This is a genomic window from Stenotrophomonas sp. Br8, assembly GCF_014763005.1.
In the GTDB taxonomy this organism is placed as follows: Bacteria; Pseudomonadota; Gammaproteobacteria; order Xanthomonadales; family Xanthomonadaceae; genus Stenotrophomonas; species Stenotrophomonas lactitubi.
Window position 1 is genome coordinate 1 of record NZ_JACGTN010000024.1, and the last position, 23455, is coordinate 23455.

General features: G+C 67.0%; 29 protein-coding genes. 23 read left to right on the forward strand and 6 right to left on the reverse strand.

Going from position 1 to position 23455, the window contains the following annotated elements:
• Nucleotides 1-124 precede the first annotated feature (124 nt).
• The 3 genes from hda to H3005_RS19620 are packed head-to-tail and all read right to left on the reverse strand — an operon-like array spanning nucleotide 125 to nucleotide 3128.
• Nucleotides 125-832 carry a DnaA regulatory inactivator Hda gene (gene hda, locus H3005_RS19610; RefSeq protein WP_180164311.1) on the reverse strand — a complete coding sequence of 236 codons (708 nt, stop codon included), beginning with the start codon at nucleotides 830-832 and terminating at the stop codon, nucleotides 125-127.
• On the reverse strand, nucleotides 832-2004 hold the full coding sequence (locus H3005_RS19615) for an AI-2E family transporter (RefSeq protein ID WP_100551743.1): 1173 nt from the start codon (nucleotides 2002-2004) through the stop codon (nucleotides 832-834). Before H3005_RS19615 ends, hda begins: the two co-directional genes overlap by 1 nt.
• Nucleotides 2001-3128, reverse strand: a complete 1128-nt coding sequence (locus tag H3005_RS19620) for a DUF2066 domain-containing protein (RefSeq protein WP_223482051.1) — start codon at nucleotides 3126-3128, stop codon at nucleotides 2001-2003. Before H3005_RS19620 ends, H3005_RS19615 begins: the two co-directional genes overlap by 4 nt.
• A 112-nt stretch (nucleotides 3129-3240) precedes the next feature.
• On the opposite strand from H3005_RS19620, the gene purM reads away from it, so the two are divergent.
• The 7 genes from purM (at nucleotide 3241) to H3005_RS19655 (ending at nucleotide 8149) form a co-directional block, all read left to right on the forward strand.
• A complete protein-coding gene (gene purM, locus H3005_RS19625) occupies nucleotides 3241-4299 on the forward strand; it encodes a phosphoribosylformylglycinamidine cyclo-ligase (protein ID WP_191078836.1) in 1059 nt (352 codons plus the stop codon).
• A 22-nt stretch (nucleotides 4300-4321) separates the two neighbouring features.
• Nucleotides 4322-4819: a hypothetical protein gene (locus tag H3005_RS19630; RefSeq protein ID WP_100551741.1), complete on the forward strand. Its 498-nt coding sequence runs from the start codon at nucleotides 4322-4324 to the stop codon at nucleotides 4817-4819.
• Nucleotides 4816-5238, forward strand: a complete 423-nt coding sequence (locus tag H3005_RS19635; protein ID WP_100551740.1) for a hypothetical protein — start codon at nucleotides 4816-4818, stop codon at nucleotides 5236-5238. The genes H3005_RS19630 and H3005_RS19635 overlap by 4 nt, the downstream gene beginning before the upstream one ends.
• Nucleotides 5239-5281: 43 nt before the next feature.
• Nucleotides 5282-5944: a DUF2238 domain-containing protein gene (locus H3005_RS19640; RefSeq protein WP_191078837.1), complete on the forward strand. Its 663-nt coding sequence runs from the start codon at nucleotides 5282-5284 to the stop codon at nucleotides 5942-5944.
• The gene (purN, locus tag H3005_RS19645; RefSeq protein WP_191078838.1) at nucleotides 5941-6597 is read left to right on the forward strand and encodes a phosphoribosylglycinamide formyltransferase; all 657 of its coding nucleotides are present in this window, start codon (nucleotides 5941-5943) and stop codon (nucleotides 6595-6597) included. Before H3005_RS19640 ends, purN begins: the two co-directional genes overlap by 4 nt.
• A gap of 68 nt (nucleotides 6598-6665) precedes the next feature.
• Complete coding sequence (locus H3005_RS19650) at nucleotides 6666-7463, forward strand: DUF3108 domain-containing protein (RefSeq protein WP_100551737.1); 798 nt, start codon at nucleotides 6666-6668, stop codon at nucleotides 7461-7463.
• A 2-nt stretch (nucleotides 7464-7465) separates the two neighbouring features.
• Nucleotides 7466-8149 carry a DUF3108 domain-containing protein gene (locus tag H3005_RS19655; protein WP_191078839.1) on the forward strand — a complete coding sequence of 228 codons (684 nt, stop codon included), beginning with the start codon at nucleotides 7466-7468 and terminating at the stop codon, nucleotides 8147-8149.
• 111 nt (nucleotides 8150-8260) lie between these two features.
• On the opposite strand, the gene H3005_RS19660 is transcribed toward H3005_RS19655, so the two are convergent.
• The 3 genes from H3005_RS19660 to H3005_RS19670 are packed head-to-tail and all read right to left on the reverse strand — an operon-like array spanning nucleotide 8261 to nucleotide 10098.
• Nucleotides 8261-8575: a hypothetical protein gene (locus H3005_RS19660; RefSeq protein ID WP_100551735.1), complete on the reverse strand. Its 315-nt coding sequence runs from the start codon at nucleotides 8573-8575 to the stop codon at nucleotides 8261-8263.
• The gene (gene murA, locus H3005_RS19665) at nucleotides 8572-9846 is read right to left on the reverse strand and encodes a UDP-N-acetylglucosamine 1-carboxyvinyltransferase (protein WP_191078840.1); all 1275 of its coding nucleotides are present in this window, start codon (nucleotides 9844-9846) and stop codon (nucleotides 8572-8574) included. Before murA ends, H3005_RS19660 begins: the two co-directional genes overlap by 4 nt.
• Nucleotides 9847-9867: 21 nt before the next feature.
• Entirely contained in the window at nucleotides 9868-10098 is a 231-nt protein-coding gene (locus tag H3005_RS19670; protein WP_089239309.1) for a BolA family protein, read from the reverse strand.
• Nucleotides 10099-10152: 54 nt separating this feature from the next.
• Between H3005_RS19670 and H3005_RS19675 the strand changes: the two genes are divergently transcribed.
• The 16 genes from H3005_RS19675 (at nucleotide 10153) to H3005_RS19750 (ending at nucleotide 23427) form a co-directional block, all read left to right on the forward strand.
• Nucleotides 10153-11154, forward strand: coding sequence for a KpsF/GutQ family sugar-phosphate isomerase (locus H3005_RS19675; RefSeq protein ID WP_191078841.1), 1002 nt, complete (start codon nucleotides 10153-10155; stop codon nucleotides 11152-11154).
• 66 nt (nucleotides 11155-11220) lie between these two features.
• Nucleotides 11221-11769 carry an HAD hydrolase family protein gene (locus tag H3005_RS19680; protein WP_089239305.1) on the forward strand — a complete coding sequence of 183 codons (549 nt, stop codon included), beginning with the start codon at nucleotides 11221-11223 and terminating at the stop codon, nucleotides 11767-11769.
• The gene (lptC, locus tag H3005_RS19685; RefSeq protein ID WP_089239303.1) at nucleotides 11766-12341 is read left to right on the forward strand and encodes an LPS export ABC transporter periplasmic protein LptC; all 576 of its coding nucleotides are present in this window, start codon (nucleotides 11766-11768) and stop codon (nucleotides 12339-12341) included. Before H3005_RS19680 ends, lptC begins: the two co-directional genes overlap by 4 nt.
• Before the next feature lie 105 nt (nucleotides 12342-12446).
• Nucleotides 12447-12977 carry a lipopolysaccharide transport periplasmic protein LptA gene (gene lptA / locus H3005_RS19690; RefSeq protein ID WP_099819263.1) on the forward strand — a complete coding sequence of 177 codons (531 nt, stop codon included), beginning with the start codon at nucleotides 12447-12449 and terminating at the stop codon, nucleotides 12975-12977.
• On the forward strand, nucleotides 12977-13696 hold the full coding sequence (gene lptB / locus H3005_RS19695) for an LPS export ABC transporter ATP-binding protein (RefSeq protein ID WP_025874019.1): 720 nt from the start codon (nucleotides 12977-12979) through the stop codon (nucleotides 13694-13696). The genes lptA and lptB overlap by 1 nt, the downstream gene beginning before the upstream one ends.
• A 40-nt stretch (nucleotides 13697-13736) precedes the next feature.
• Nucleotides 13737-15176: an RNA polymerase factor sigma-54 gene (locus tag H3005_RS19700; protein WP_191078842.1), complete on the forward strand. Its 1440-nt coding sequence runs from the start codon at nucleotides 13737-13739 to the stop codon at nucleotides 15174-15176.
• 58 nt (nucleotides 15177-15234) lie between these two features.
• Entirely contained in the window at nucleotides 15235-15552 is a 318-nt protein-coding gene (gene raiA, locus H3005_RS19705) for a ribosome-associated translation inhibitor RaiA (RefSeq protein ID WP_004147311.1), read from the forward strand.
• A 21-nt stretch (nucleotides 15553-15573) separates the two neighbouring features.
• Nucleotides 15574-16026 (forward strand): PTS sugar transporter subunit IIA, encoded by a 453-nt coding sequence (locus H3005_RS19710; protein ID WP_032977285.1) that lies wholly within the window; start codon nucleotides 15574-15576, stop codon nucleotides 16024-16026.
• The gene (gene hprK / locus H3005_RS19715; protein WP_004147299.1) at nucleotides 16023-16973 is read left to right on the forward strand and encodes an HPr(Ser) kinase/phosphatase; all 951 of its coding nucleotides are present in this window, start codon (nucleotides 16023-16025) and stop codon (nucleotides 16971-16973) included. Before H3005_RS19710 ends, hprK begins: the two co-directional genes overlap by 4 nt.
• 27 nt (nucleotides 16974-17000) lie before the next feature.
• Nucleotides 17001-17885: an RNase adapter RapZ gene (gene rapZ, locus H3005_RS19720; RefSeq protein ID WP_162292003.1), complete on the forward strand. Its 885-nt coding sequence runs from the start codon at nucleotides 17001-17003 to the stop codon at nucleotides 17883-17885.
• A 391-nt stretch (nucleotides 17886-18276) separates the two neighbouring features.
• A complete protein-coding gene (locus tag H3005_RS19725) occupies nucleotides 18277-18669 on the forward strand; it encodes a PTS fructose IIA subunit family protein (RefSeq protein ID WP_099819261.1) in 393 nt (130 codons plus the stop codon).
• Nucleotides 18662-18931: an HPr family phosphocarrier protein gene (locus H3005_RS19730; protein WP_025874024.1), complete on the forward strand. Its 270-nt coding sequence runs from the start codon at nucleotides 18662-18664 to the stop codon at nucleotides 18929-18931. Before H3005_RS19725 ends, H3005_RS19730 begins: the two co-directional genes overlap by 8 nt.
• A 2-nt stretch (nucleotides 18932-18933) precedes the next feature.
• The gene (gene ptsP / locus H3005_RS19735; RefSeq protein ID WP_100551731.1) at nucleotides 18934-20703 is read left to right on the forward strand and encodes a phosphoenolpyruvate--protein phosphotransferase; all 1770 of its coding nucleotides are present in this window, start codon (nucleotides 18934-18936) and stop codon (nucleotides 20701-20703) included.
• Nucleotides 20704-20919: 216 nt separating this feature from the next.
• Nucleotides 20920-22281, forward strand: a complete 1362-nt coding sequence (mgtE, locus tag H3005_RS19740; protein WP_025874026.1) for a magnesium transporter — start codon at nucleotides 20920-20922, stop codon at nucleotides 22279-22281.
• Nucleotides 22282-22292: 11 nt separating this feature from the next.
• The gene (locus H3005_RS19745; protein ID WP_100551730.1) at nucleotides 22293-22559 is read left to right on the forward strand and encodes a hypothetical protein; all 267 of its coding nucleotides are present in this window, start codon (nucleotides 22293-22295) and stop codon (nucleotides 22557-22559) included.
• 70 nt (nucleotides 22560-22629) lie between these two features.
• On the forward strand, nucleotides 22630-23427 hold the full coding sequence (locus tag H3005_RS19750; RefSeq protein WP_100554057.1) for a prolyl oligopeptidase family serine peptidase: 798 nt from the start codon (nucleotides 22630-22632) through the stop codon (nucleotides 23425-23427).
• Nucleotides 23428-23455 lie beyond the last annotated feature (28 nt).

Sequence of the window (23455 nt, forward strand, 5' to 3'; positions counted from 1 at the left end):
ACTTGCGCCGTCCCCCGCAACCTGAGCCACCCCGCCATCCCACGGATAGCGAGCTTTTGCTGTTGACGTTGACGTTGCCCTGGCTTCGGCGGGTGCAGGGCGCAGCCCTGCCGAACAACACCCCTCAGTAACGAGGACGGCCTTCTTCCAGTACCTGGCGCAGGAACGGCACGGTGATCCGCCGCTTCGCCGCCAGCGATTCGCGATCCAGCCAATCCAGCAGCGTGATCAACCCACCCAGCTCGCGGCCGGTGTGCGACAGCAGCCACTCGATGGCGGCCTCGTCGATCGCCAATCCCCGGCGCAGCGCGCGCTCGCGCAGCACCGCTGCGCGGCCTTCCTCGTCCAGCGGCTGCAGCAGCACGCGCACGCACTGGCCCAGGCGCGAACGCAGGTCCGGCAACACCAGGCCCAGTTCGCCGGGCGACTTCTGCGCGGTGTACAGCACCGTCACGTCGGCAGCGCGCGCGCGGTTGTGGAAATCGAACAGCGCGATCTCGTCCTCGCGGTTGCCCGCCACCGCATCCAGGCCATCCAGCGCCACCAGCTCGCGCTGCTCCAGTCCTTCCAGCGCCACCCGCACCCGGCCAACCACACTGGCCAGCGGCACGTACGTCGGCAGGCGCCCGGCCTGCTCGGCGCTGGAACACATCGCCAGCGCCTGATGGGTCTTGCCGGTGCCGGCCGCGCCTTCCAGGTAGATCCAATCGTGGCTGGCCCCTACCGCGATGGCATGCAGCTGCGCCAGCGCGCCGTCCGGCGCACCGATGAAGCTCTCCAGGCGCTGGTCCCGCGGGTAATGCAGGGCCAGCGGAAGTTGCGGCACACCAATCACTTCAGTTCCGGACCCTTGTCATTGCCAGGCACGATGATATGGGGCTGGTCGATCACGCCATCAAGCACGATCGCGGGCTTCTCGCCGGCATACAGCTCACTCTGCCGGTAGCGCTGGTGCGCATAGCGCAACAGCACGTTGCTCACCGCCGCCACCGGCAGTGCCAGCAGCATGCCGAGGAAGCCGAACAGCTGGCCACCGGCCATCACCGCGAAGATCACCGCCACCGGGTGCAGGCCGATCTTGTCGCCGACGATGCGCGGGGTCAGCACGTAGCTCTCCAGCAGCTGGCCGACGGTGAACACCACGCCGACCAGGATCAGCAGCTTCAGGTCGAACCCCTGCGCCTGCACCAGCGCAGCCACGATCGCCATCAGGATGCCGGTAGTCGCGCCCAGGTAGGGAATGAAGCTGATCAGGCCGGCGATCAGGCCGATCAACAGGCCCAGCTTGAGCCCGACCAGCGACAGGCCACCGGCGTAGATCACGCCCAGCGCCAGCATCACCAGGAACTGCCCGCGGATGAACGCACCGAGCACTTCATTGGATTCACGCGCCAGCGCGGTGATCGTGCCGATCTGGTTGCGCGGAATCACCGATGCCACGCGCTCGACCAGCTTGTCCCAATCGCGCAGGAAGTAGAACGCCAGGATCGGCAGCAGCAACAGGTTGACCACCCAGGTGACCACCGTGAAGCCCGAGCGCGATACGTAGCCCATGAAGGTTGTTGCGAACCCACCGGCCTGCTGCCAATGGCTGCGCACCCACTCGATCAGGCGGTCCGGGTCCATCCACTGCATCACTTCCAGCCCGGTCTTCTGCTCGAACCAGGGAATGCCCTTCTCCATCAACCAGGCCTGCGCCTGCGGCGCCGCGGCGATCAAGGTCGTGATCTGGCGCTCGATCATCGGCACCAGCACCAGCAGCAGCGCGACGATCACCAGCACCATCGCCACGAACACCAGCACCACGCCGGTCATGCGCGAGCGGCCGGTGGCCTCGATGCGGTCCACCAGCGGATCGCCCAGCCAGGCCAGCGCCAGCGCCAGCACGAACGGGGTCAGGATCGGTGCCAGCAGCCAGACGATCCAGCCGATCAGGCCCGCCAGCAGGATGTACTTCAGCCGACGCAGGAACTGCGCGATTTCCGCTTCCGGGGACAGGATCATCGCAGGCGGTACTCGTTGCTGACCGGCGCCGGTGCCGGTGCACCGGTCGTATCGTCGATCGGCGTCGGCAGGGCCGGCAGGGTCGCCGACGGCACCAGGACGCCGTTGTCGCCGAGCATGCGGTTGAAGCCGGCCAGGCCGGTGGTCATTTCCAGATTCAGTTCCAGATGATCGGCGGTCGCACGCAGCGGGGTAACGTTGCGCACCACGGCCACTTCACGCAGGCCGGCAGCCAGGCGCAGGTATTCGTCCGCGCTGTTGATGCCGGTCACCACCACGCGGTAGGTGCCCGCCTGGCCAGTGGCCGCACCGGCCTTGGCATAACGCTTGACCAGCGCGTCGGCAGCGCCATCGGCACCGGCGGCCATCGCGCGCATGGCGTTGGCGTCCTTGCTGGTCCACTTGTTCAGTTCACGGCCGTTGTCGACGAACACCCAGTCCGCCTGCCAGCCGCCATTGGCGCGGTAGAGCTTGCCGATCAACTGCATCGGCGGCGAATAGCGCGACGAGGCGCGGGCAACGGCAGCGCTGTCCTGGCGCCAGATGGCACCGGCCAGGGCCTGCTCGGCTGCGCCACCACTGGGCAGGCCGAGCTTGTAGCCGCGCTCGATGGCCCGGCTCAGCAACGGCCGCGCGGCATTGGCCTGCTGCACGCTGACCAGACGCGGACCGCTGCCGTCATCAACGGCCAGCCACAGCACCGGCTTCGGTCGTGGCTGCGGCCACAGCGGCAGGCCCAGCGCCGACACCAGCCCGTCCACGTCATCCTCGCGGAAGCGGGCGACCAGCAGAGTACGGAAGCTCGGCGCACCGCTGGCGCCCACGCTCTGGTCCTGCTTGTAGTCGTAGCTGGCCACATAGTCCTTGGCATTGCGCAACGCCTGCGCCACGCCGGGGCGCGACATGACGCTGCGATCGCCGGACAATTTGCCCAGTACAACGCTCAACGCGCGGGCAAGTGCACCGTTGCGGTCAGCCTCGGCTTGGCTGTTGACGGGCACTTCGGCCTCGTACGCACCACTGGCAGTGGCAACATCCCCCTCGGTTCGCATGCCGCTCTGGGCCATCGTGGCCACCGGCAGGCACAGCGCAAGGAGCAGGGTCAAAAACAGGCTGCGGCGCATCAGGACATCCATTGGCTCGACGTATCCGGGGGGAATTGTTGCCCGAATACGGCCTTTGCGCCAATGCGGCCTGTTAAAATCGGCGATTCAACCCCTGCCAGCGCCGACGCCCGTGACCAACAGCCCGTCTTCCGCCCCTTCCCCCCTCACCTACCGTGACGCGGGTGTCGACATCGACGCCGGCAACGAGCTGGTCGAGCGGATCAAGCCCCTGGTCAAGCGCAGCTTCCGTCCGGAGGTGATGGGCGGCCTGGGTGGCTTCGGCGCCCTGTTCGACCTGTCCAACAAGTACCGCGAGCCGGTGCTGGTGTCGGGCACCGACGGCGTCGGCACCAAGCTGAAGCTGGCCCACCAGCTGAACCGCCACGATACGATCGGCATCGACCTGGTCGCCATGTGCGTGAACGACGTGCTGGTGCAGGGCGCCGAGCCGCTGTTCTTCCTGGACTATTTCGCCACCGGCAAGCTGGACATCGACACCGCCGCGGCAGTCGTGGGCGGCATCGCCAATGGCTGCATCGAGGCCGGCTGCGCCCTGATCGGCGGCGAAACCGCCGAGATGCCCGACATGTACGCCCCGGGCGAGTACGACCTGGCCGGCTTCACCGTCGCTGCCGTCGAAAAGAGCGAGCTGAAGGACGGCGCCCATGTCGCCGAAGGCGACGTGCTGATCGGCATCGCCTCCTCCGGCCCGCACTCCAACGGCTACTCGCTGGTCCGTCGCATCTACGACCGCGCCGGCCGCCCGGCCGAGCTGGAACTGGAAGGCGGAGTCAAACTGGTCGATGCGCTGATGGCCCCCACCCGCCTGTACGTCAAGCCGATCCTGTCGCTGCTGAAGTCGCACGGCGATGCCATCCACGGCATGGCCCACATCACCGGTGGCGGCCTGACAGAGAACATCATCCGCGTGGTGCCCGAGGGCCTCGGCCTGGACATCCAGGCCTCGTCGTGGACCCTGCCGCCGGTGTTCCAGTGGCTGCAGAAGGAAGGCGCGGTGGCCGACAGTGAAATGTGGCGCACCTTCAACTGCGGCATCGGCTTCGTGCTGATCGTCGCCCCGGACCAGCTGGAGGCCGTGTCCGCTGCGGTCAAGGCGCAGGGCCTGGAGCACTGGACGATCGGCCAGGTGGTCACCGCCCAGGGCGGCGAACGCGTCCACATCGCCTGATCCACTGGACAAAGGAACCCGCATGGACGCACCCACTCCCTTGTCGACGACGCCGGCTCCGCCGGTGCTGCCGCCGAACCCGGCCGTGCCGGTGTTCGGCCCGCAGGACGCCACCCAGCTGCGCCAGCTGGCAATCGGCCACTACGTGGTCGCCGGTCTGATGGCGGTGTTCTCGCTGATCTTCATCCTGCACATCGTGCTGGGTATCGCCATGCTGTCCGGCTCGCTGCCGATGAAGTCCGGCGGTGAACCGTCTTCGCCGGAAGAACAGCAGTTCGTCGGCTGGCTGTTCACCGTGATGGGTTTCTGCATCGTGCTCGGCGGGCTGACCCTGGCCGGCTTTGTCGCCTATGCCGGCCGCTGCCTGTCGCAGCAGCGCCGCTACCTGTTGTGCATGATCGTGGCCGGGCTGTCGTGCCTGTTCACCCCCATCGGCACCATCCTCGGCGTGTTCACCCTGGTCGTGCTGCTGCGCCCGCAGGTGAAGGCCGCCTTCGCTGGCCAGGCGGGTGTGGCATGAGCGATGGAATGAACCCACCGCCGCTGCCACGACAGACCCTGGCCGATCTGCAGACCGCCAGCCACCTGCACAACCTGAAGATCCTGTTCTATGCACTGGCAGGCTTCCATTGGCTGGCAGCGCTGGTGTTCCTCGGTTTTGTCGGCATCGTCGCCTTCGAACGCGGCATGGATGACGGCGCCGTGCTGGCGACGGTGTACGGCGCGGTGTCGCTGCTGGCCATCGGGCTGGGCTTCCTGCAGTTGCGCACCGCTCGGCTGCTTGGCCAGCGCAGCAATCTGGCCTGGTGTCGCGGCGCGGCCTGGGCCGCGGTGATGGCCGGCCCGCTGGGCATGGCGCTGACCGCCTACGCGGTGTATTTCCTGCGCAAGCCGGAGATCGCCGCACTGTTCGACCGCGGCGACCACGTCAGCGTCTGAGCTGGCAGGCGCATGTTCCGTCCCTTCTGCTGATCGCTCCGACATGTCCACGCCCGCCGCCTCCACGCTCGCCAGCAACCGCGCCACCCACTCACTGTCGGGACCGAAGAAGGTCGCGCTGGCTGCGGTGTTGTGCATATTCGCAGCAACCTGGATCCATCCGCTGTGGCCGCTCGAGCAGGCCCTGCACAGCTCGCTGACCGTGATCGGCCTGCTCGCCCTGTGGTGGGTGGACCGGCGCTGGCAGCTGGACAACGGCGCGTTCATCGCCATCTGCGGCTTCATCGCCATCCACTGCGTGGCCGCGCGCTGGCTGTATTCCAACGTTCCCTATGATGCCTGGCTGCAGTCGCTGCTCGGATGGTCGCCGGATGCCGCCTTTGGCTGGCAACGCAACCACTTCGATCGCCTGATCCACTTCCTCTATGGCGTCTGCTTCACACCTGCGTTGCTGCAGCTGGCGCGACAGTCCTGGCCTGCGCTGCGCATCGGCCAGGCATTCACCCTGGCGGTGATGGCAGTGATGTGTTCCAGCCTGGTGTATGAGTGGCTGGAATGGGGCATCGCCCTTGCCCTGTCGCCGGAAGCGGCCGAGGCCTACAACGGCCAGCAGGGCGACATGTGGGACGCGCATGCGGACATGCTGCAGGCGACCCTGGGCAGCCTGTTGCTGTGGCCGTTGGTGCGCCGGAGCGCGGCGCGATGAGCATCTGCCGCATCGCCGTGCTGGCCTCCGGCCGCGGCAGCAATCTGCAGGCCATTGTCGACGCCATCGCTGCGGGGCGGCTGCCGGCCGAGGTTGTCGGCGTGTTCTCCGACCGTCCCGATGCGACCGCACTGGAGCGGGTGGCAGCGGATCGACGCTGGGCGCATGCGCCGAAGGAATTCAGCGACCGCGCCGCCTACGAGCTGGCGCTGGGTGATGCGCTGGCTGCATCCGCCCCGGACTGGATCGTCTGCGCCGGCTACATGCGCATCCTGGGCGCCGATTTCGTGCAGCGGTTCAATGGCCGCCTGGTCAACATCCATCCCTCGCTGCTGCCGCTGCACAAGGGCCTGCATACCCACGCACGGGCACTGGAGGCCGGTGACGTCGAGCACGGCGCCAGCGTCCACCTGGTGGTGCCGGAACTGGATGCCGGCGCGGTGCTGGCGCAGGCGCGGGTTCCGGTGCTTGCCGGCGATGATGCGCAGACCCTGGCCGAACGCGTGCTTGCGGTGGAGCATCCGCTGCTGATCGCGACCCTGGAACTGCTCTGTGCAGGCCGTCTGGCTGAACGGGAAGGCCAGCCGACATTCGACGGTCACCCCCTGTTTAGCCCCTTGGCTCTAGATTCCGCCGGGAACCTGAACCGGTAACCCCCGTGCACACGCCCCGCTGACTGCGGGGCTGGCATCCTGCTCCCCTCCTGCGGTTCCTGTCGGCCATGAAGACCACGTCCCTGCTGCGTACAACCCTGCTGCTGCCGCTTGCCGTCCTCGCCTGTGCGGGCTGGGGCCAGGCAACAGCGCCTGCTGCGCCGGCACCTGCCGAGGTGGCGCCGCCGGTGCTGCCTGCACTGGCCTGGGAGCCGCCGCCGCTGCAGCCGTTCAGCGCGACCTACCAGGCCTTCTACAAGAGCAAGGAAGCGGGCGACGCGACCATGCAGGTCACCCACACCGGTGGCAACCAGTGGCGGGTGGACATGCAGGTAGTCGGCCGTCGCGGCTTTGCCAGCGTGCTCGGCCTGAACATCGAACAGAGCACCGTGTTCGAGGAGCGCAACGGTGTCTATGCGCCACTCAGCCAGAGCACGGTGCGCAAGGGCCTGTTCCTCGGCAAGAAGGCCGTCGGCACCTACAACTGGCAGGCCGGCACCGCGCAGTGGAGTGGCGACGTGGAAAAGAAGCGCGCACAGCCGATTCCGCTGCAGGCCGGCGACCAGAGCGCCCTGCTGATGAACCTGGCGATCATGCGCGATGCCCGCCCTGGCGCGGCCATGCACTATCGCTACGTCGACATGGGCAAGGTGCGCCAGCACGATTACCAGGCCGCGCCGCAGACCGAGAACGTCGAGGTCGGCGACCTGTCCTACAACGCGCTGCGGGTCTATCGGACCAACGGCGGCAACAACGAAACCATTCTCTGGATCGCCAACGGTGTCCCCACCCCGGTGCGCATCCTGCAACGCGAAGACGGCGAAGATCGCGTCGATCTGCGCCTGATCGAATACCAAGGAGTCTGAGCATGAACACCCTGACCCGCCCCCTGACCTGGATCGCCGCTGCCGCATTGTCGGTGGCCAGCCTGCCGGCCATGGCCCTGCAGCCGTTCAAGGCCGACTACCTGGCCAGCTACATGGGCATGCAGGCCAACGGCAGCATGACCCTGGCCAGCGAAGGCAGCAACAAGTGGCGCTACAGCCTGCAGGTCAAGAACCAGCTGGCCGACCTGAGCCAAACCACCGTGTTCGAGGAAGTGCGCGGGCAGCTGCGCCCGCTCAGCAGCCAGGATCGCTCTGCGTTGCTGGTGAAGAAGCGCAATGTGCAGGCGAACTACAACTGGACCAGCAACCAAGCCACCTGGACCGGCGACATCAAGCCGGATCGCGCCGGACCGATCGCGTTGAAGGCCGGCGACATGGACGCGCTGCTGATCAACCTGGCCATCGCCCGTGACCTGGCTGCCGGCAAGCCGCTGACCTATCGCATGGTCGACGAAGGCCGGGTCAAGAACATGACCTACCGCGTGGTCGGCAAGGAATCGGTCACCGTGGGCGGCAAGAGCTACGAGGCCACCAAGGTCTCGCGCACCGACGGCAACAAGGAACTGATCGCCTGGATCGTGCCGGAGTTCCCGGTGCCGGCGCGCATGCTGCAGCGTGAAAGCGGTCGCGATGCGCTGGACCTGACCATCAAGGCGATGAACTGACCGGCGATCCGCGCCATCCACGCATGGCGTGGATCTACTGGGACGTGAAGTGGATCCACGCCATGCGTGGATGGATGTCCCAAAAAAACGCCCGCTTTCGCGGGCGTTTTTTTATTTCTTCGGCGCTTCCGCCGGCGCGAACTCGGTGCGGCAGTCCACCCGGATCTGCTCGCCCGTGGATCGACGCACGAAGGTACGGCAATGGCGGTTGCCGTCCTGGCTGTCGTTCACCGCCACCGCGTAGAACGACTGGATGATCTCGTCACGGGTCACCGTGCCGTCGCCATTCCAGTCCATGTCCTTCTGCTCGATGCCCTTGGTGATGGCGATGTTGGCGTACCAGGCGTAGCCCAGCCACGCCAGCACGATCAGCACCAGCACCAGCAATGCCTTGCGGCGACGGCTGAACTTGCCGCGCAGGATCATGCGGCCACGCGCCGGATGGTGGCGCCGAGCGAAGACAGCTTCTCTTCGATGTTCTCGTAGCCGCGATCAAGGTGGTAGATGCGATCGATGGTGGTATCGCCATCGGCCATCAAGCCAGCCAGGATCAGCGACGCCGACGCGCGCAGGTCGGTCGCCATCACCGGTGCCCCGCTCAGGCGTTCGTGACCGCGCACGATGGCCGTGTGGCCTTCAACCTGCACGTCCGCGCCGAGGCGCAGCAGTTCGTTGACGTGCATGAAACGGTTCTCGAAGATCGTTTCGTTGATCACGCCCACGCCGTCGGCCACGCAGTTGAGCGCCATGAACTGCGCCTGCATGTCGGTCGGGAACGCCGGGTACGGCGCGGTGGTCAGGTTGACCGCCTTCGGCCGCTTGCCGTGCATGTCCAGGGTGATGCTGTCTTCGGTGGTCTCGATGGTCGCGCCGGCTTCCACCAGCTTGGCCAGCACGGCGTCCATGGTGTTCGGGCGCGCGCGGTTGACGGTGACCTTGCCACCGGTCATCGCGGCGGCCACCAGGAAGGTGCCGGTTTCGATGCGGTCGGGCAGCACTTCATGGCGGCCACCGGACAGGCGCTCGACACCTTCGATGACCAGGCGTGCGGTGCCGAGGCCTTCGATCTTCGCGCCCAGCGCGATCAGGCAGTGCGCCAGATCGGTGACTTCCGGTTCCATCGCCGCGTTGTCGAGGATGGTGGTGCCTTCGGCCAGTACCGCTGCCATCAGCACGTTCTCGGTACCGGTCACGCTGACCATGTCGAAGGTGAAGTGGCCACCCTTCAGGCGCTTGGCGGTGGCCTTGATGAAGCCGTTCTCGACCACGATGTCGGCACCGAGTGCCTGCAGGCCCTTGATGTGCTGGTCAACCGGGCGCGAGCCGATCGCGCAGCCACCCGGCAGCGACACTTCGGCCGCGCCGAAGCGGGCCAGCAGCGGGCCCAGCACCAGGATGGAGGCACGCATGGTCCTGACCAGTTCATACGGAGCCACATGCTGGTTGACCGGACGCGGGTCGACCACGATCGCGCTGCCGCGCGACAACGTGCCCTGGTCGATGGTCACTTTCGCGCCCAGTTCGCCCAGCAGCTTCACCGTGGTCACCACGTCGTGCAGATGCGGCACGTTGGTGATCTCCACCGGCGCGTCGGCCAGCAGGGTTGCGCACAGGATGGGGAGGACGGCGTTCTTGGCGCCGGAGATGCTTACTTCACCGTGCAGCGCAGCGCCGCCGGTCACAACGATCTTGGCCATGTATTGGGGATCTTCTGCGGTTCAGCCGGCTTCGGCCGGGGTCACGGTTTTCAATGCGAGCGCGTGGATCGCGCCGCCCATCAGGTCGCCCAGAGTGGCATACACCATCCGGTGGCGGGCCAGCGGCATCTTGCCGGCAAAGGCCTCGCTGACCACGGTCGCTTCGAAATGCACGCCATCGTCACCCTGCACGTCGGCGCGGGCGCCGGGCAGGCCGGTTTCGATCAGATTGCGGATGGTGTCGGCGTCCAACGGGCTTTCCTAATAAAATGTGCGTCCATTCTACTTCCGCTGCGTGGCGTCCGCATGGCTGAATCCCTGTTGCCCCCCCGTTCCGCCGACCCTGCTGCCCTGGTCGCCAGTGGCCGGCGCGTGTTCGAGATCGAACGGCAGGCGCTGGACGCCGTGGCCGACCGCCTCGGCGACGCCTTCCAGCAGGCCTGCCGGGCGATCCTGGGCAGCCGCGGCCGGGTAGTCGCCACCGGCATGGGCAAGTCCGGCCATGTCGCGCGCAAGATCGCCGCCACCCTGGCCTCCACCGGCACCCCGGCGTTCTACGTGCACCCGGGCGAGGCCGGCCACGGCGACCTCGGCATGATCACCGAGGACGACGTGGTGCTGGCCCTGTCCTATTCGGGTGAATCGGATGAGCTGCTGATGCTGCTGCCGGTGCTCAAGCGCCAGGGCAATGTGCTGATCGCCATGACCGGCCGCCCGCAGTCGAGCCTGGCCAGCGCCGCCGATTTCCACCTGGATGTGAGCGTGCCGGCCGAAGCCTGCCCGCTGGCGCTGGCGCCCACCTCCAGCACCACCGCATCGCTGGCGATGGGCGACGCCCTGGCGGTGGCCCTGCTGGACGCGCGCGGCTTCACCGCCGACGATTTCGCCCGCTCGCACCCGGCCGGCAGCCTCGGCCGCCGCCTGCTGCTGCACATCACCGACGTCATGCACACCGGCGAGGACCTGCCCAAGGTCGATGCCGGCGCCAGCCTCAGCGAAGCGCTGATGGAGATGAGCCGCAAGCGCCTGGGCATGACCGCCGTGGTCGACGACCAGGGCGTGCTGATCGGCCTGTTCACCGACGGCGACCTGCGCCGCGCGCTGGACACCGACCTGGACGTGCGCACCGCCAGGATCGCCGATGTGATGACCCGGCAACCGCGCACCATCAGCGCCGACAAGCTGGCGGTGGAGGCTGCCCGGCTGATGGAAACCCACAAGATCACCGGCCTGATCGTGGTCGACAGCCAGGGCCGCGCGGTCGGCGCCCTGAACATTCATGACCTGTTGCGGGCCCGGGTGGTTTAACCGACAGTCCGTAGACCCCATTCAGTCTGTACCAACGAGCCCGCAACCACCGAGTCCGATGCCCTGATGCCCTGGTCCCCCCTGCCCGCCTTCCCCGCCCATCTGCATGCCGTTGCGGCCAATATCCGCCTGGCCTGCTTCGACGTGGACGGCACCCTCACCGACGGTCGGCTGTACTACGACAAGGATGGCAACGAGAGCAAGGCGTACTTCGTGCAGGATGGCCTGGGCCTGAAACTGCTGCAGCAGCACGGTATCCACCCCGTGCTGATCACCGCGCGCAACAGCCAGTCCGCGCTCAAGCGCGGCGCCGACCTGGGCATCGACACCCAGATTGCCGTCGGCGACAAGCTGGCCAGCGTGCAGGCGCTGTGCGTGCAGCACGGCATCGGCCTGGAGCAGGTGGCCTTCATGGGTGACGACCTGCCGGACCTGGCGCCGCTGGGCGCGGTCGGCCTGGCCGTGGCCCCGGCCAATGCCCATCCGTGGATCGCCGAGCGCGTGCACTGGATCACCCGTGCCGACGGCGGCCGAGGTGCCGCGCGCGAGCTGTGCGACGTGCTGCTGGCCGCGCAGGGCCGCCTGGACGCCGTGCTGGCGAGGTTCGGCGCATGAATGCCCCCACCTTGAACTGGCGGATGATCCTCGGCGTGGGCCTGCTGCTGGCGGCCCTGCTGAGCAGCTGGGCCGCGCTGCGCAACCGTGAAAAGGCACCTGTCGTCGAAGGCCAGGACGCCGGTGTGGACTACATCCTGCACGACTTCCAGATCGTCGCCCTGGACGAACACGGCAAGGAATCGACCACCCTGCGCGCGCCCCTGCTGGAACGCCAGCGTGGCGACCAGACGCTCAACATCACCACCCCGCTGTTCGAAATGCCCGACAAGGACGGCAAGCACTGGACGCTGCGCGCCGAGACCGGCTGGCTCAGTGCCAAGGGCGACGAGATGAAGCTGCGGGGCAACGTCGCCGGCGACAGCCCGGCCGATCCCGGCGTGGTCCCGACCACCTTCCGCACCGACCACCTGGACGTGTTCCCGAAGGACAACCGAGCCCGTACCGATGCCCTGGTGACCATGACCCGCCCGGGCATGGAGCAGTCCGGCGTCGGGTTCGAGGTGGATTCGAAGAACAACACGTATCATTTCCTCAGCCAGTCCAAGGGCCGTTACACGCCCAAGCGCTGATTCCGCCGCCCGCCCGCGACGTCTTCCCGACAGGCGCGAAGCAGGCAGCCCCCACCCGCAGCCCCCGGTCCCGCCGGAGGCCCACCACCGGTAGAACGGACCCCGATGAAGATTCCCTTTGCAGCCGTGCTCGCACTCAGTCTTCTTGTCCCCGCTGTCGCCTTTGCCAAGTCGACCGACCGCAATGAAGCGATGAACATTGATTCCGGCGCGCAGTCCGGCACCCTCACCGGTGACGGCAAGACCGTGCTGTCGGGCGGCGTGATCATCACCCAGGGCACGCTGGACCTGCGTTCGTCCGAGGCCGAGATCTACCTCAAGGGCGGCGAAGCCGTGCGTGCGGTGTTCACCGGCAAGCAGGCCAAGATGAAGCAGCAGCTCGACGATGGCAGCTGGATGGATGCGGTGGCCGACCGGATCGACTACGACATCACCACCGAGATCATCACCCTGACCGGCAACTACAAGGTCACCAGCGCGCGCGGCACCAATGCCGGCCAGCGCATGGTCTACAACACCCGCAGCGGTGAGATGAACTCCGGCGGCGATGGCAGCCGCGTGCGCACCGTGATTCCGCCGAAGAACAAGACTCCAGCGGCCGCCCCGGCTGCGGCGCCGGCGGGAGGCAAGAAGTAATGCTCGTCGCAACTGGCTTGCGCAAACGCTACAAGCAGCGCGAAGTCGTCAAGGACTTCGGGCTGACCCTGGACGCCGGCGAAGTGGTCGGCCTGCTGGGTCCCAACGGTGCCGGCAAGACCACCTGCTTCTACATGATCGTCGGCCTGGTCGGTGCCGATGCCGGCAGCATCGTGCTGGACGGCAAGGACATCACCGGCGACCCGATGTACACCCGCGCCAAGCAGGGTGTGGGTTACCTGCCGCAGGAACCGTCGGTGTTCCGCAAGCTGACCGTGGCCGACAACCTGCGCCTGGTGCTGGAACTGCGCGAGGACCTGGATTCGGCTGGCCGCGAGCGCGAACTGAACAGCCTGCTCGACGAACTGCAGCTGGGGCACGTGTCCGAACAGCTCGGTGCCAGCTTGTCCGGTGGTGAACGCCGTCGTTGCGAGATCGCGCGTGCACTGGCCGCCAAGCCGCGCCTGATCCTGCTCGACGAACCCTTCGCCGGTGTGGACCCGATCTCGGTCGGCGAAATCCAGCGCATCGTCACCCATCTCAAGCAGCGCGGCATCGGTGTGCTGATCACCGACCACAACGTGCGCGAGACCTTGGGAATCTGCGACCGCGCGTATATCCTCGCAGAGGGCACCGTACTGGCCCAGGGCTCGCCCGAGGCGATCCTGGACAACGCCGACGTGCGCCGCGTCTACCTTGGGGATTCCTTCAAGCTGTAACCGCGGCCGCCGGGCCCTCTCCCTTCCGTTCGGCACAGGCATGAAGACTCGGCTGCAGACATCGTTGGGACAGCAGCTGGTGCTAACGCCCCAGCTGCAGCAGGCGATCAAGCTGCTGCAGATGTCCACGACCGAGCTGGAGCTGGAAATCGCCCAGGCGGTGGAGAGCAATCCACTGCTGGACTGGTCCGACAGCAGCGACGAAGGCGCCGGTGTCGACAAGGACGCCAGCAGCGACGACGCGGGCGGCGACAATGACGCCCCGCCCGACAATGCTGAAAACAGTGGCGACGACTGGGCGCCCGCCGAGCTGGACTGGAGCAGTGGCGGCAGCGGCGGTAGTTTCGATGATGACGACGACAACGGCAGTGCTGCCGAACGCGTCGCCGAAACCGAAACCCTGGCCGACCACCTGCTGTGGCAGCTGCACCTGACCCACCTGTCCAACCGCGACCGCAGCATCGGCGCCGCGCTGATCGATTCGCTGGAAGACGATGGCTATCTGCGCGAGCCGCTCTCGGCCATCGCCGAAGCGCTGTTGCCGGCGATCCATGCTGGCGAAGACGAAATACTGACCGTGCTGCACCAGATCCAGCGCTTCGACCCCGTTGGCGTGGCCGCACGCAGCCTCGGCGAATGCCTGCAACTGCAGCTGGATGTGCTGCCTGTCGACACCCCGTGCCTGGCCCTGGCCCGACAGGTCGCCGCCGGCCCACTGGAACAACTGCCGCGCAGCGGCGTGACCGGCCTGGCCCAGCAGCTGAAGCAACCGTTGGCCGAGGTCGAGACGGCCGTGGCCCTGCTGCGCTCGCTGGACCCTCGCCCCGGCACCCAGATCGCTCCGCTCGCCCAGGACACCTACGTGGTGCCGGACGTGGTCGTGTGGCGGCAGAACGGCATCTGGCGCGCCGCGCTGGCCGCCCATGCCGGCCCCAAGCTGGTGATCCACCGCGGTTACGAGCAGATGATCCGTCGCTGCGGTGACGCCGATGCCGGTTATCTGCGCGGCCAGCTGCAGGAAGCGCGCTGGCTGCTGAAGGGCCTGCAGGCACGTGGCGAGACGCTGCTGCGGGTGGTGCGCAGCCTGATCCAGCAGCAGGCGGGCTTCCTTGAATTCGGCGAACAGGCACTGCGCCCGCTGACCCTGCGCGAGATCGCCGGCGAACTGGGCCTGCACGAATCCACCGTGTCGCGCGCGATCGCCCGCAAGCATGTGCGTACGCCACGCGGCACCCTGCCGCTGCGCGCCTTCTTCGCCTCGGGCATCGACACCGAGGGCGGTGGCGAAGCGTCCAGCACCGCCATCCAGGCCATGATCCGGCGCCTGATCGATGACGAGAACCCACGCAAGCCGCTTTCTGACGCCAAGCTGGCTGACCTGCTCAAAACATCGGGAATCCCAGTAGCGCGGCGCACCGTGGCGAAGTATCGTGAGGCCATGAACATCTCCGCCTCGCACGAAAGAGTCAGAATCGTTTGACGCGCCGCCGCGCCCGGCGGAGAGGTTCATTGGCACATCCGATCAAAGGAGAAACCCGATGCGCATCGAAACGTTTGGCAAAGATGTCGAAGTCACCCCGGCCCTGCAGTCCTATGTAGAGGAGAAGCTGGCCCGGATCGGCAAACACTTCGACCAGCACTGCGAAGCGCGGGTGACGCTCAAGCTGCAGAAGACTGAACACCACGTCGATGCCAGCCTCAATATTCCGGGTCAGACCCTGCACGCTGAAGCCAATGCGCAGACCATGTACGCCGCGATCGACCTGCTGGCGGACAAGCTTGACCGCCTGGTGATCAAGCACAAGGAGAAAAAACAGCAGCACGCACCGCTGCCGGTGGGCGACAATGGTGGCTGATCGCCACCGCTCCCCGCAGACATGCCCCTGACTGACCTCCTGGCGGCCGTGCAGACCCAGCTCTGCACGGCCACCGACCGCGACAGCGTCCTGCAGGCCGCGGCCGGATTGCTGGCCTGCCGCCAGGCCAATGCCGAACAGATCTATCTCAACCTGTGCCAGCGCGAAGCGTTGGGCAGTACCGCGATCGGTTACGGCATCGCCATCCCGCATGGTCGTGCGCCGACCCTGGATCGACCCCGAGGCGCGCTGCTGCGTCTGCAGACCCCGGTCGATTTCGGTGGCGACGAGCCGGTGGACCTGGTGTTCGCCATGGCCGTTCCCGCCCACTACACCCATCAACACCTGATGCTGCTGTCCGAGCTGGCCGAGCTGTTTTCCGCGCCCTGCATCCGCCAGGCGCTGCGCGAGGCCGGTGATGCACGGGAGCTGCGCCAGGCCCTGGACCTGACCCCACCGGCGAGCGCCGCATGAATACCAGCATCACTGCCCGCGAACTGTTCGAACAGCAGCGTGAGCGGCTTGGCCTGCGTTGGGCAGCGGGCAAATCCGGCGAGAAGCGCGAGCTGGAGGCCGGCAATACGGTCTCGCGACGCCCTTCGCTGGCCGGCTATCTCAATGCGATCTACCCCAACAAGGTGCAGATCCTCGGTACCGAGGAACTGTCCTGGCTGGACGCACTGGAACCACGCCAGCGCTGGGAGACCATCGAAAAAATCATGCAGTCGCATCCGCTGGCGCTGGTGCTGACCCGCAACCAGCCCTGCCCGGAAGACCTGCGCGCGGCCGCCGATGAATCCGGCACGCCGCTGTGGCTGTCGCCCAAGCGCGGCCACGAGCTGCTCAACCACCTGTCGTATCACCTGGCGCGTACGCTGGCGCCGCGGGTGATCCTGCACGGCGTGTTCATGGAGATCTATTCCATCGGCGTGCTGATCACCGGTGAAGCGGGATCGGGCAAGAGCGAGCTGGCCCTGGAACTGCTCAGCCGCGGTCACCGCCTGGTGGCCGACGACGCCCCCGAGTTCACCCAGATCGCTCCTGACGTGCTCGATGGCACCTGCCCGGAACTGCTGCAGGACCTGCTGGAAGTGCGCGGCCTGGGCGTATTGAACGTGCGCGAGATGTTTGGCGACACCGCTGTAAAGAAGAACAAGTACCTTCGGCTGATCGTCCACCTGACCAAGCCGATGACCGAGCCCACCCCCCATGGTTACGAGCGCCTGACCGGCGACTCGGGCACGCGCCACGTGCTGGACCTGGACGTGCCGCTGATCACCCTGCCGGTGATGCCCGGCCGCAACCTGGCCGTGCTGACCGAGGCGGCCACCCGCCTGCACATTCTGCGTACCAAGGGTATCGACCCGGCGGCGATGTTCATCGCCCGCCACAGCAACCTGCTGGAACGGCGAACGCCCTGACCCCCCTGCCCTTCGAAGAGTCCGTCCATGAGCACCGTCAGTCCCACCGCCCCGACCCTGATCATCGTCAGCGGCCTGTCCGGCTCGGGTAAATCCGTCGCCCTGAAGACCTTCGAGGACCAGGACTACTACTGCTCGGACAACCTGCCGATCCAGCTGCTGCCGGACTTCGTGCGCAATGTCCTGAGCCACCACAACGGTGCAGCAGCGCGCCGGCTGGCGGTGGGCATCGATGTACGCGGGCAGAGCGACCTGACCCAGTTGTCCAGCTGGCGGCAGCTGGCCACCGATGCCGGCGTGGATGCCAAGGTGCTGTTTTTCGAGGCCAACGATGAAACGGTCCTCAAGCGCTATGCCGACACCCGCCGCCGGCACCCGCTGAGCCAGCTGGGCCTGTCGCTGCCGGAAGCGATCGCCCGCGAGCGCGAACTGATCGCGCCGCTGCGCCGCGAAGCCGATGCGGTGATCGATACCAGTGCGTTGAACGTGCATCAGCTGCGGCGCCGGATCATCACCGAATTCGCGATGGGCCATGCCACCCGCCTGTCGCTGCTGTTCGAATCGTTCGCCTACAAGCGCGGCGTGCCGGCCGAGGCCGACTTCGTGTTCGACGCGCGCGTGCTGCCCAACCCGCACTGGGATCCGGAACTGCGGGCGCTGAGCGGTCGCGAACCCGGCGTGCGCGATTACCTGGAAGCGCAGCCGGATGTGCAGCGCTACCTGGCGCAGCTGATGGATTTCCTGGATACGTGGCTGCCCAAGCTGGGTGATGGCACCCGCAGCTATGTGACGGTGGCCTTCGGTTGTACCGGTGGCAAGCACCGCTCGGTGTTCCTGGCCGAACGCCTGGCCCGCCATGCACGTGAGATGGGCTGGGAAGACGTGGCGACGTACCACCGCGAGCAGGATTGAGGGGTGGTCGGCCGGGCTGCGCCCGGCACCCGCAGAAACCACGGCAACGTCAACGTCAAACGCCTGCATTTCGTGCGGTGTGGGGCTGCAGGACACGCCGTAAACCCGTCCTTGGGGGCTCGATGGCGCCATCCATGGCGCCAACGGTCCTGCAGCCCCACACCGCCCCACCTCTGACAGATTTCCGCTGCTGTTGGTGGGTGTCGACCTTGGTCGACACAGTAGATCCACGCCATGCGTGGATGAATCTCTGTCAGGCATCGAAAAACGGATGGGGTCGGATCGCTTTTTCAACGAAAAAGGGCTCCGACCCGAGTAACGCTGAATACGGGACACAGTGCCCCTCTCCTGCTGCTATCGCCAATTCACCTTGACCTGTTAACGTGCAGTAATGACCTGTGGCATTCTCCTCGTAACACATCCTGGGGTCGGGATCGCCCTGCTTGAGGTGGCGACCCGGCTTCTGCGGCAGTTGCCGTTGAAAACCGAAGCTTTCGAAGTACCGTTCGACGCAGACCTGGATGCTCTGCTCCCGCTCGCCTCGGCCGCTCTGCGGCGGGTCGATGGGGGTGAGGGCGTGCTGATCCTGACCGACCTGTACGGCGCCAGCCCCGCCAACCTCGCCGGGCAGCTGGCCCGGTTGGGGACCCCGGTTCGCCGGGTGTCGGCGCTGAGTCTGCCGATGTTGCTGCGGGTGATGAATTATCCGGAACAGGGACTGGATCAACTGCCTGCCACTGCGGCGGCGGGCACCCGTAATGGAGCGATAGTCGACGATGCTTGAACGAGAACTCACTGTGAGCAACCGCCTGGGCCTGCATGCCCGGGCCACCGCCAAGCTGGTGCAGACCCTGGCGCCGTTCCGCTGCAATGTGACCATGGCCGCCAAGGGCCGTGAGATCAACGCCAAGAGCATCATGGGCGTAATGCTGCTGGCGGCAGGGCAAGGCACGCCGGTCACCATCCGCATCAACGGCGAAGACGAAGTCGCGGCGATGGACGCGGTGGTCGACCTGTTCGAGCGTCGCTTCGACGAGGACAACTGAGCGTGCCGCGCGCGCGCGCCGGCCAAGCCCCCACCGGCCAACGGCCGGTACAGCTGCTGGCCGGACACGGCGCCGCCCGCGGTACTGCGATGGGCCGCGCCCGCGTGCGCCTGCCGCATGCACTGGAAGTAGCCGAACAGCGCGTCCCCCCTTCCCAGGTTGAATCCGAGCTGGCACGCCTGCACCGCGCCGTGGACGCGGCGCGCACGGAAATGCACGAGCTGCGCCAGCGCCTGCATGGTGCGCTGAACCAGGAAGTGGGCGAGTTCCTCGACCTGCATGCACTGTTGCTGGACGATCCCGAACTGCTGTTCGGCCTGGACGAACTGATCCGCAGCGGTCCCTACAGCGCCGGCTATGCGTTGCGACTGCAGCGCGACCGCTTGGCCAAAGTCTTCGATGGCATGGACGATGCCTACCTGAAGAGCCGCATGGACGACCTCGACCATGTGATCGGGCGCATCCATGCGTTCCTGCAGCCCGAGCGGCCGGCAGCGGTAAAGGGCCTGGCCGGTGAAATCCTGGTCTGCGACAACATCGCCCCTTCCGAGCTGGCCCAGCTGCAGTCGCACGGTGTGGTCGGCATCGTGACCAGCGCGGGCAGCGCGCTTTCGCACAGTGCGATCCTCGCCCGCAGCCTGCACCTGCCGTTGATCGTCAACGTGCCGCAGCTGCTGAGCAAGGTGATCGACGGCGACGTGCTGATCATCGATGGCGCCGACGGCAGCATCACCGTCAACCCGCAGGCCGACAACCTGCGTGACTACCGTGCACGCCTGAAGGAGCACGCACGCGAGCAGCGCGAGCTCGGCCGCCTGCGCAGCAAGCCCAGCCGTACCCGCGACCAGGTCGACATCGCCCTGCTGGCCAATGCCGAATCGCTGGAAGACGTGACCCAGGCGCATGCGCTGGGCGCGCACGGCCTGGGCCTGTACCGCACCGAATTCCTGTTCCTGCAGCGCAACGAACTGCCGGACGAAGAAGAACAGTTCCAGACCTACCGCGATGCGGCGCTGGGCATGAGTGGCCGCCCGGTGACCATCCGTACCTTGGACCTGGGTGCAGACAAGGCCGACCGCACCGGCCTGACCCTGAGCAACGAGGAAAACCCGGCGTTGGGCCTGCGCGGCGTGCGCCTGTCGCTGGCCCGGCCCAAGGTGGCCGACACCCAGATGCGCGCGATCCTGCGCGCCTCGGCCTACGGCAAGCTGCGCGTGCTGGTGCCCATGGTCAGCACCCGCGACGAACTGCTGGCGGTACGCCGGCGCATGCTGAAACTGGGCGAGCAGCTGCGCGCCGAGGGCCACATGGTGGCCGAGCATGTGCCGCTGGGCGCGATGATCGAAGTGCCCGCCGCCGCGCTGGCGCTGGAGAGTTTCATCGACCTGGTCGACTTCCTGTCGATCGGCACCAACGATCTGGTGCAGTACCTGCTGGCCGCCGACCGCAACAACGAAGCACTGGGCGAACTGTATTCGCCGCTGCACCCGGCCGTGCTGCGCCTGCTGCAGATGGTGATCGAAACCGGCGCGCGCCATCGCATTCCGGTAGCGGTCTGCGGCGAAATCGCGGGCGACGCACGGATGACCCCGCTGCTGCTGGCGCTGGGCCTGACCGAGTTCAGCCTGCACCCGGGCACCTTGCTGGAAGTACGCCGGGCTGTCCGTGACGCCGACCTGGGCGCCCTGCGCGCCCGCGCACCGAAGCTGCTGGGCATGCGTGACCGCCGCGGCATCGAGCGCTGGCTGGCGTTGGTGGCGGACGCGTCCTGATTCCCGCGCTACGCGCTCGCCGGGCATGGCCCGGCGCTACCGCCGCTTGCCACCCTTGGTAGCGCCGGGCCATGCCCGACGGAATGTGAGGACCCGCAGGCCGCCATGCCCGGCGGCTATGCGCTGAAACATCCCCTTGCGATAATGACGCGCTGAACACCCCTGTTGCCGCATCCTTGCAAGGATCGCGGCTTTTCTTATCCCGCGGGAGCTGCGATGGCTGAGGCTGTACGCCACGACAAGACTGCGCGCCAGTTGCGGATGCTGTCCGATGCACTGGACAGCGGTCGGCTGGGCCCGGTACGCCGTCTGGTCAATACCCTGGCGCCGGCCGAGATCGGCAACCTGCTCGAATCGCTGCCTCCGGGCAAGCGCGAGATCGTCTGGGGCCTAGTCGATCCGGAAGACGACGGCGAAGTACTGGTCCACGTCGGCGACGACGTGCGCGAGAGCCTGCTCGCGGACATGGACCCGGACGAGATCATCGCGGCGGTCGAAGACCTGGACATCGACGATCTGGCCGACCTGGTCGAAGATCTGCCGGACACGGTCATCGACGAAGTCCTCAAGTCGATGGACCGGGAGAACCGCGAGCGCCTGGAGCAGGTGCTGTCCTACCCCGAGGACAGCGCCGGTCGCCTGATGAACCCGGACGTGGTGACGGTGCGCGCCGACGTCAACGTCGATGTGGTGCTGCGCTACCTGCGCCTGCGCGGCGAACTGCCCGACCACACGGATCACCTGTTCGTGGTCAGCCGCCGCCATCAGTACCTGGGCCGCGTGTCATTGGCCTCGCTGGTGACCCACGAAGACACCACGCCGATCAACCGCCTGATCGACGATGAACAGCCTGCCATCGATGTCGGCGAGAGCGACCAGGAAGTGGCGCGGCAGTTCTCCGACCATGACTGGATCTCCGCGCCGGTGGTGGATGACAACAACATCCTGATCGGCCGCATCACCATCGATGACGTGGTGGACATCATCCGTGGCCAGGCCGAGCACCAGGCGCTGGGCGCGGCCGGCCTGGATGAGGACGAAGATCTGTTCAGCCCGGTCTGGCGCGCAATGCGACGCCGCCTGATGTGGCTGTCGGTGAACCTGTGCACCGCCTTCCTGGCCTCCAGTGTGGTCGGCCACTTCGAAGGCACCATCGACAAGCTGGTCGCACTGGCCGTGCTGATGCCGATCGTCGCCGGGCTCGGCGGCAATGCCGGCACCCAGGTGCTGGCGCTGATGGTGCGTGGCCTGGCGCTGGGCCAGGTCGGCAGTTCCAACGCACGCACGCTGCTGTGGAAGGAAGTACGGGTCGCGCTGCTCAATGGTGTGGTGCTCGGCTCGGTGCTGGGCCTGATCGTGCTCGCCTGGTTCCACTCACCCGGACTCTCGGCGGTGATCGCCATCGCGCTGACCTGCAACCTGTTGTTCGCGGCACTGGCCGGCGTGCTGGTGCCCTTGGGCCTGAAGCGCTTCGGCTTCGATCCGGCGCTGGCCAGCGGCATCTTCCTGACCGCAGTGACCGATTCGATGGGCTTCTTCACCTTCCTCGGCCTGGCCACCATGGTCCTGCTGCACTGACTGGAATTGCCATGGCAACGACGATCGAAAACTACTTTGCGCCGGGTTGGCGCGACCAGCCTCACACCTGCGCGGCCTGCGAGTGGAAAGGCAGTTCACGGGCAATGGTGATGGAGCTGGACGAGGACGCCACCGAGTACGTGTGCCCGGTGTGCGAGAACCCGTTGCTGGTGGTGCTGCATCCGGACATGGCGCAGGTGCAGGCGGCCGCGGTGGAAGGCAACCCCGAGGCACAGGAGCAGTTGGACATCATCGCCAGCTTCCCGCGCCCGCAGTGATGCGGCGCACGATGCCGGGCCGGCCGCAGCGCACTACCATCGAAGCGACCTTGCCCTCATGGGAATCGCCATGCTTCGATCGTTCTCGCGCTGGCTGCCGCTGCTGGCCCTGCTGATGATGACCGGGTGCGCCAGTACGCCGCCCGGTGCGCGCGGCCACTTCGAGGCGCGCGCGGTGAAGGTGGACGGCGAAACCGCCTACTACCAGGTGTTCATTCCAGCCGAAGCCGCGCGCGCGTCTGGGCCGCTGCCGGTGGTGCTGTTCCTGCACGGATCCGGTGAGCGCGGCGGCGATGGCGTGAAGCAGACCCACGCGGGCCTGGGCCCGTACCTGCGTCGGCACGCCGCCGACTTCCCCGCGCTGGCGGTGTTTCCGCAGGTACCCGGCCGTGAAGAATGGAGCGGACGCAACAACCGTGTGGCCGTGGCCGCGCTCGATGCAACAATCGCCGAATTCGGCGCCGACCCGGCAAGGCAGTACCTGACCGGGATGTCGATGGGTGGCTACGGCAGCTGGAACATCGCCCTGGACGACCCGCAGCGCTTTGCCGCGATCGTGCCGGTCTGCGGTGCGGTACTGGCGCCGCGTGCGATACGCCCCACCCTGTTCGTGGAGCAGGTGACGAACGAAGCGGATCCCTATGCAGTGATCGCGGAACGGTTGCAGCGCACCCCGATCTGGATCTTCCACGGCGCGCTGGATGATGTGGTGCCGCCGGATGACGACCGCCGGCTGCATGCCGCCTTCCAGACCGCCGGCGCGCGTGACGTGCGCTATACCGAGTACGCGGAAGGCAACCACAATGCCTGGGATGCCACCTACGCCGACGCGGCGATGTGGGCGTGGTTGTTCAAGCAGAAGCGCTGAACTACAGCTCCTGCTGGAAAACCTCCGC

Excerpts from the sequence above, each read along its gene's own strand:
- H3005_RS19615 (WP_100551743.1), bottom strand. The coding sequence starts at position 2,004 with ATGATCCTGTCCCCGGAAGCGGAAATCGCGCAGTTCCTGCGTCGGCTG.
- H3005_RS19620 (WP_223482051.1), bottom strand. The coding sequence starts at position 3,128 with ATGCGCCGCAGCCTGTTTTTGACCCTGCTCCTTGCGCTGTGCCTGCCG.
- H3005_RS19630 (WP_100551741.1), top strand. The coding sequence starts at position 4,322 with ATGGACGCACCCACTCCCTTGTCGACGACGCCGGCTCCGCCGGTGCTG.
- H3005_RS19635 (WP_100551740.1), top strand. The coding sequence starts at position 4,816 with ATGAGCGATGGAATGAACCCACCGCCGCTGCCACGACAGACCCTGGCC.
- H3005_RS19640 (WP_191078837.1), top strand. The coding sequence starts at position 5,282 with ATGTCCACGCCCGCCGCCTCCACGCTCGCCAGCAACCGCGCCACCCAC.
- purN (WP_191078838.1), top strand. The coding sequence starts at position 5,941 with ATGAGCATCTGCCGCATCGCCGTGCTGGCCTCCGGCCGCGGCAGCAAT.
- H3005_RS19650 (WP_100551737.1), top strand. The coding sequence starts at position 6,666 with ATGAAGACCACGTCCCTGCTGCGTACAACCCTGCTGCTGCCGCTTGCC.
- H3005_RS19655 (WP_191078839.1), top strand. The coding sequence starts at position 7,466 with ATGAACACCCTGACCCGCCCCCTGACCTGGATCGCCGCTGCCGCATTG.
- H3005_RS19660 (WP_100551735.1), bottom strand. The coding sequence starts at position 8,575 with ATGATCCTGCGCGGCAAGTTCAGCCGTCGCCGCAAGGCATTGCTGGTG.
- murA (WP_191078840.1), bottom strand. The coding sequence starts at position 9,846 with ATGGCCAAGATCGTTGTGACCGGCGGCGCTGCGCTGCACGGTGAAGTA.
- H3005_RS19675 (WP_191078841.1), top strand. The coding sequence starts at position 10,153 with ATGGCTGAATCCCTGTTGCCCCCCCGTTCCGCCGACCCTGCTGCCCTG.
- H3005_RS19680 (WP_089239305.1), top strand. The coding sequence starts at position 11,221 with ATGCCCTGGTCCCCCCTGCCCGCCTTCCCCGCCCATCTGCATGCCGTT.
- lptC (WP_089239303.1), top strand. The coding sequence starts at position 11,766 with ATGAATGCCCCCACCTTGAACTGGCGGATGATCCTCGGCGTGGGCCTG.
- lptA (WP_099819263.1), top strand. The coding sequence starts at position 12,447 with ATGAAGATTCCCTTTGCAGCCGTGCTCGCACTCAGTCTTCTTGTCCCC.
- lptB (WP_025874019.1), top strand. The coding sequence starts at position 12,977 with ATGCTCGTCGCAACTGGCTTGCGCAAACGCTACAAGCAGCGCGAAGTC.
- H3005_RS19700 (WP_191078842.1), top strand. The coding sequence starts at position 13,737 with ATGAAGACTCGGCTGCAGACATCGTTGGGACAGCAGCTGGTGCTAACG.
- raiA (WP_004147311.1), top strand. The coding sequence starts at position 15,235 with ATGCGCATCGAAACGTTTGGCAAAGATGTCGAAGTCACCCCGGCCCTG.
- H3005_RS19710 (WP_032977285.1), top strand. The coding sequence starts at position 15,574 with ATGCCCCTGACTGACCTCCTGGCGGCCGTGCAGACCCAGCTCTGCACG.
- hprK (WP_004147299.1), top strand. The coding sequence starts at position 16,023 with ATGAATACCAGCATCACTGCCCGCGAACTGTTCGAACAGCAGCGTGAG.
- rapZ (WP_162292003.1), top strand. The coding sequence starts at position 17,001 with ATGAGCACCGTCAGTCCCACCGCCCCGACCCTGATCATCGTCAGCGGC.
- H3005_RS19725 (WP_099819261.1), top strand. The coding sequence starts at position 18,277 with ATGACCTGTGGCATTCTCCTCGTAACACATCCTGGGGTCGGGATCGCC.
- H3005_RS19730 (WP_025874024.1), top strand. The coding sequence starts at position 18,662 with ATGCTTGAACGAGAACTCACTGTGAGCAACCGCCTGGGCCTGCATGCC.
- mgtE (WP_025874026.1), top strand. The coding sequence starts at position 20,920 with ATGGCTGAGGCTGTACGCCACGACAAGACTGCGCGCCAGTTGCGGATG.
- H3005_RS19745 (WP_100551730.1), top strand. The coding sequence starts at position 22,293 with ATGGCAACGACGATCGAAAACTACTTTGCGCCGGGTTGGCGCGACCAG.
- H3005_RS19750 (WP_100554057.1), top strand. The coding sequence starts at position 22,630 with ATGCTTCGATCGTTCTCGCGCTGGCTGCCGCTGCTGGCCCTGCTGATG.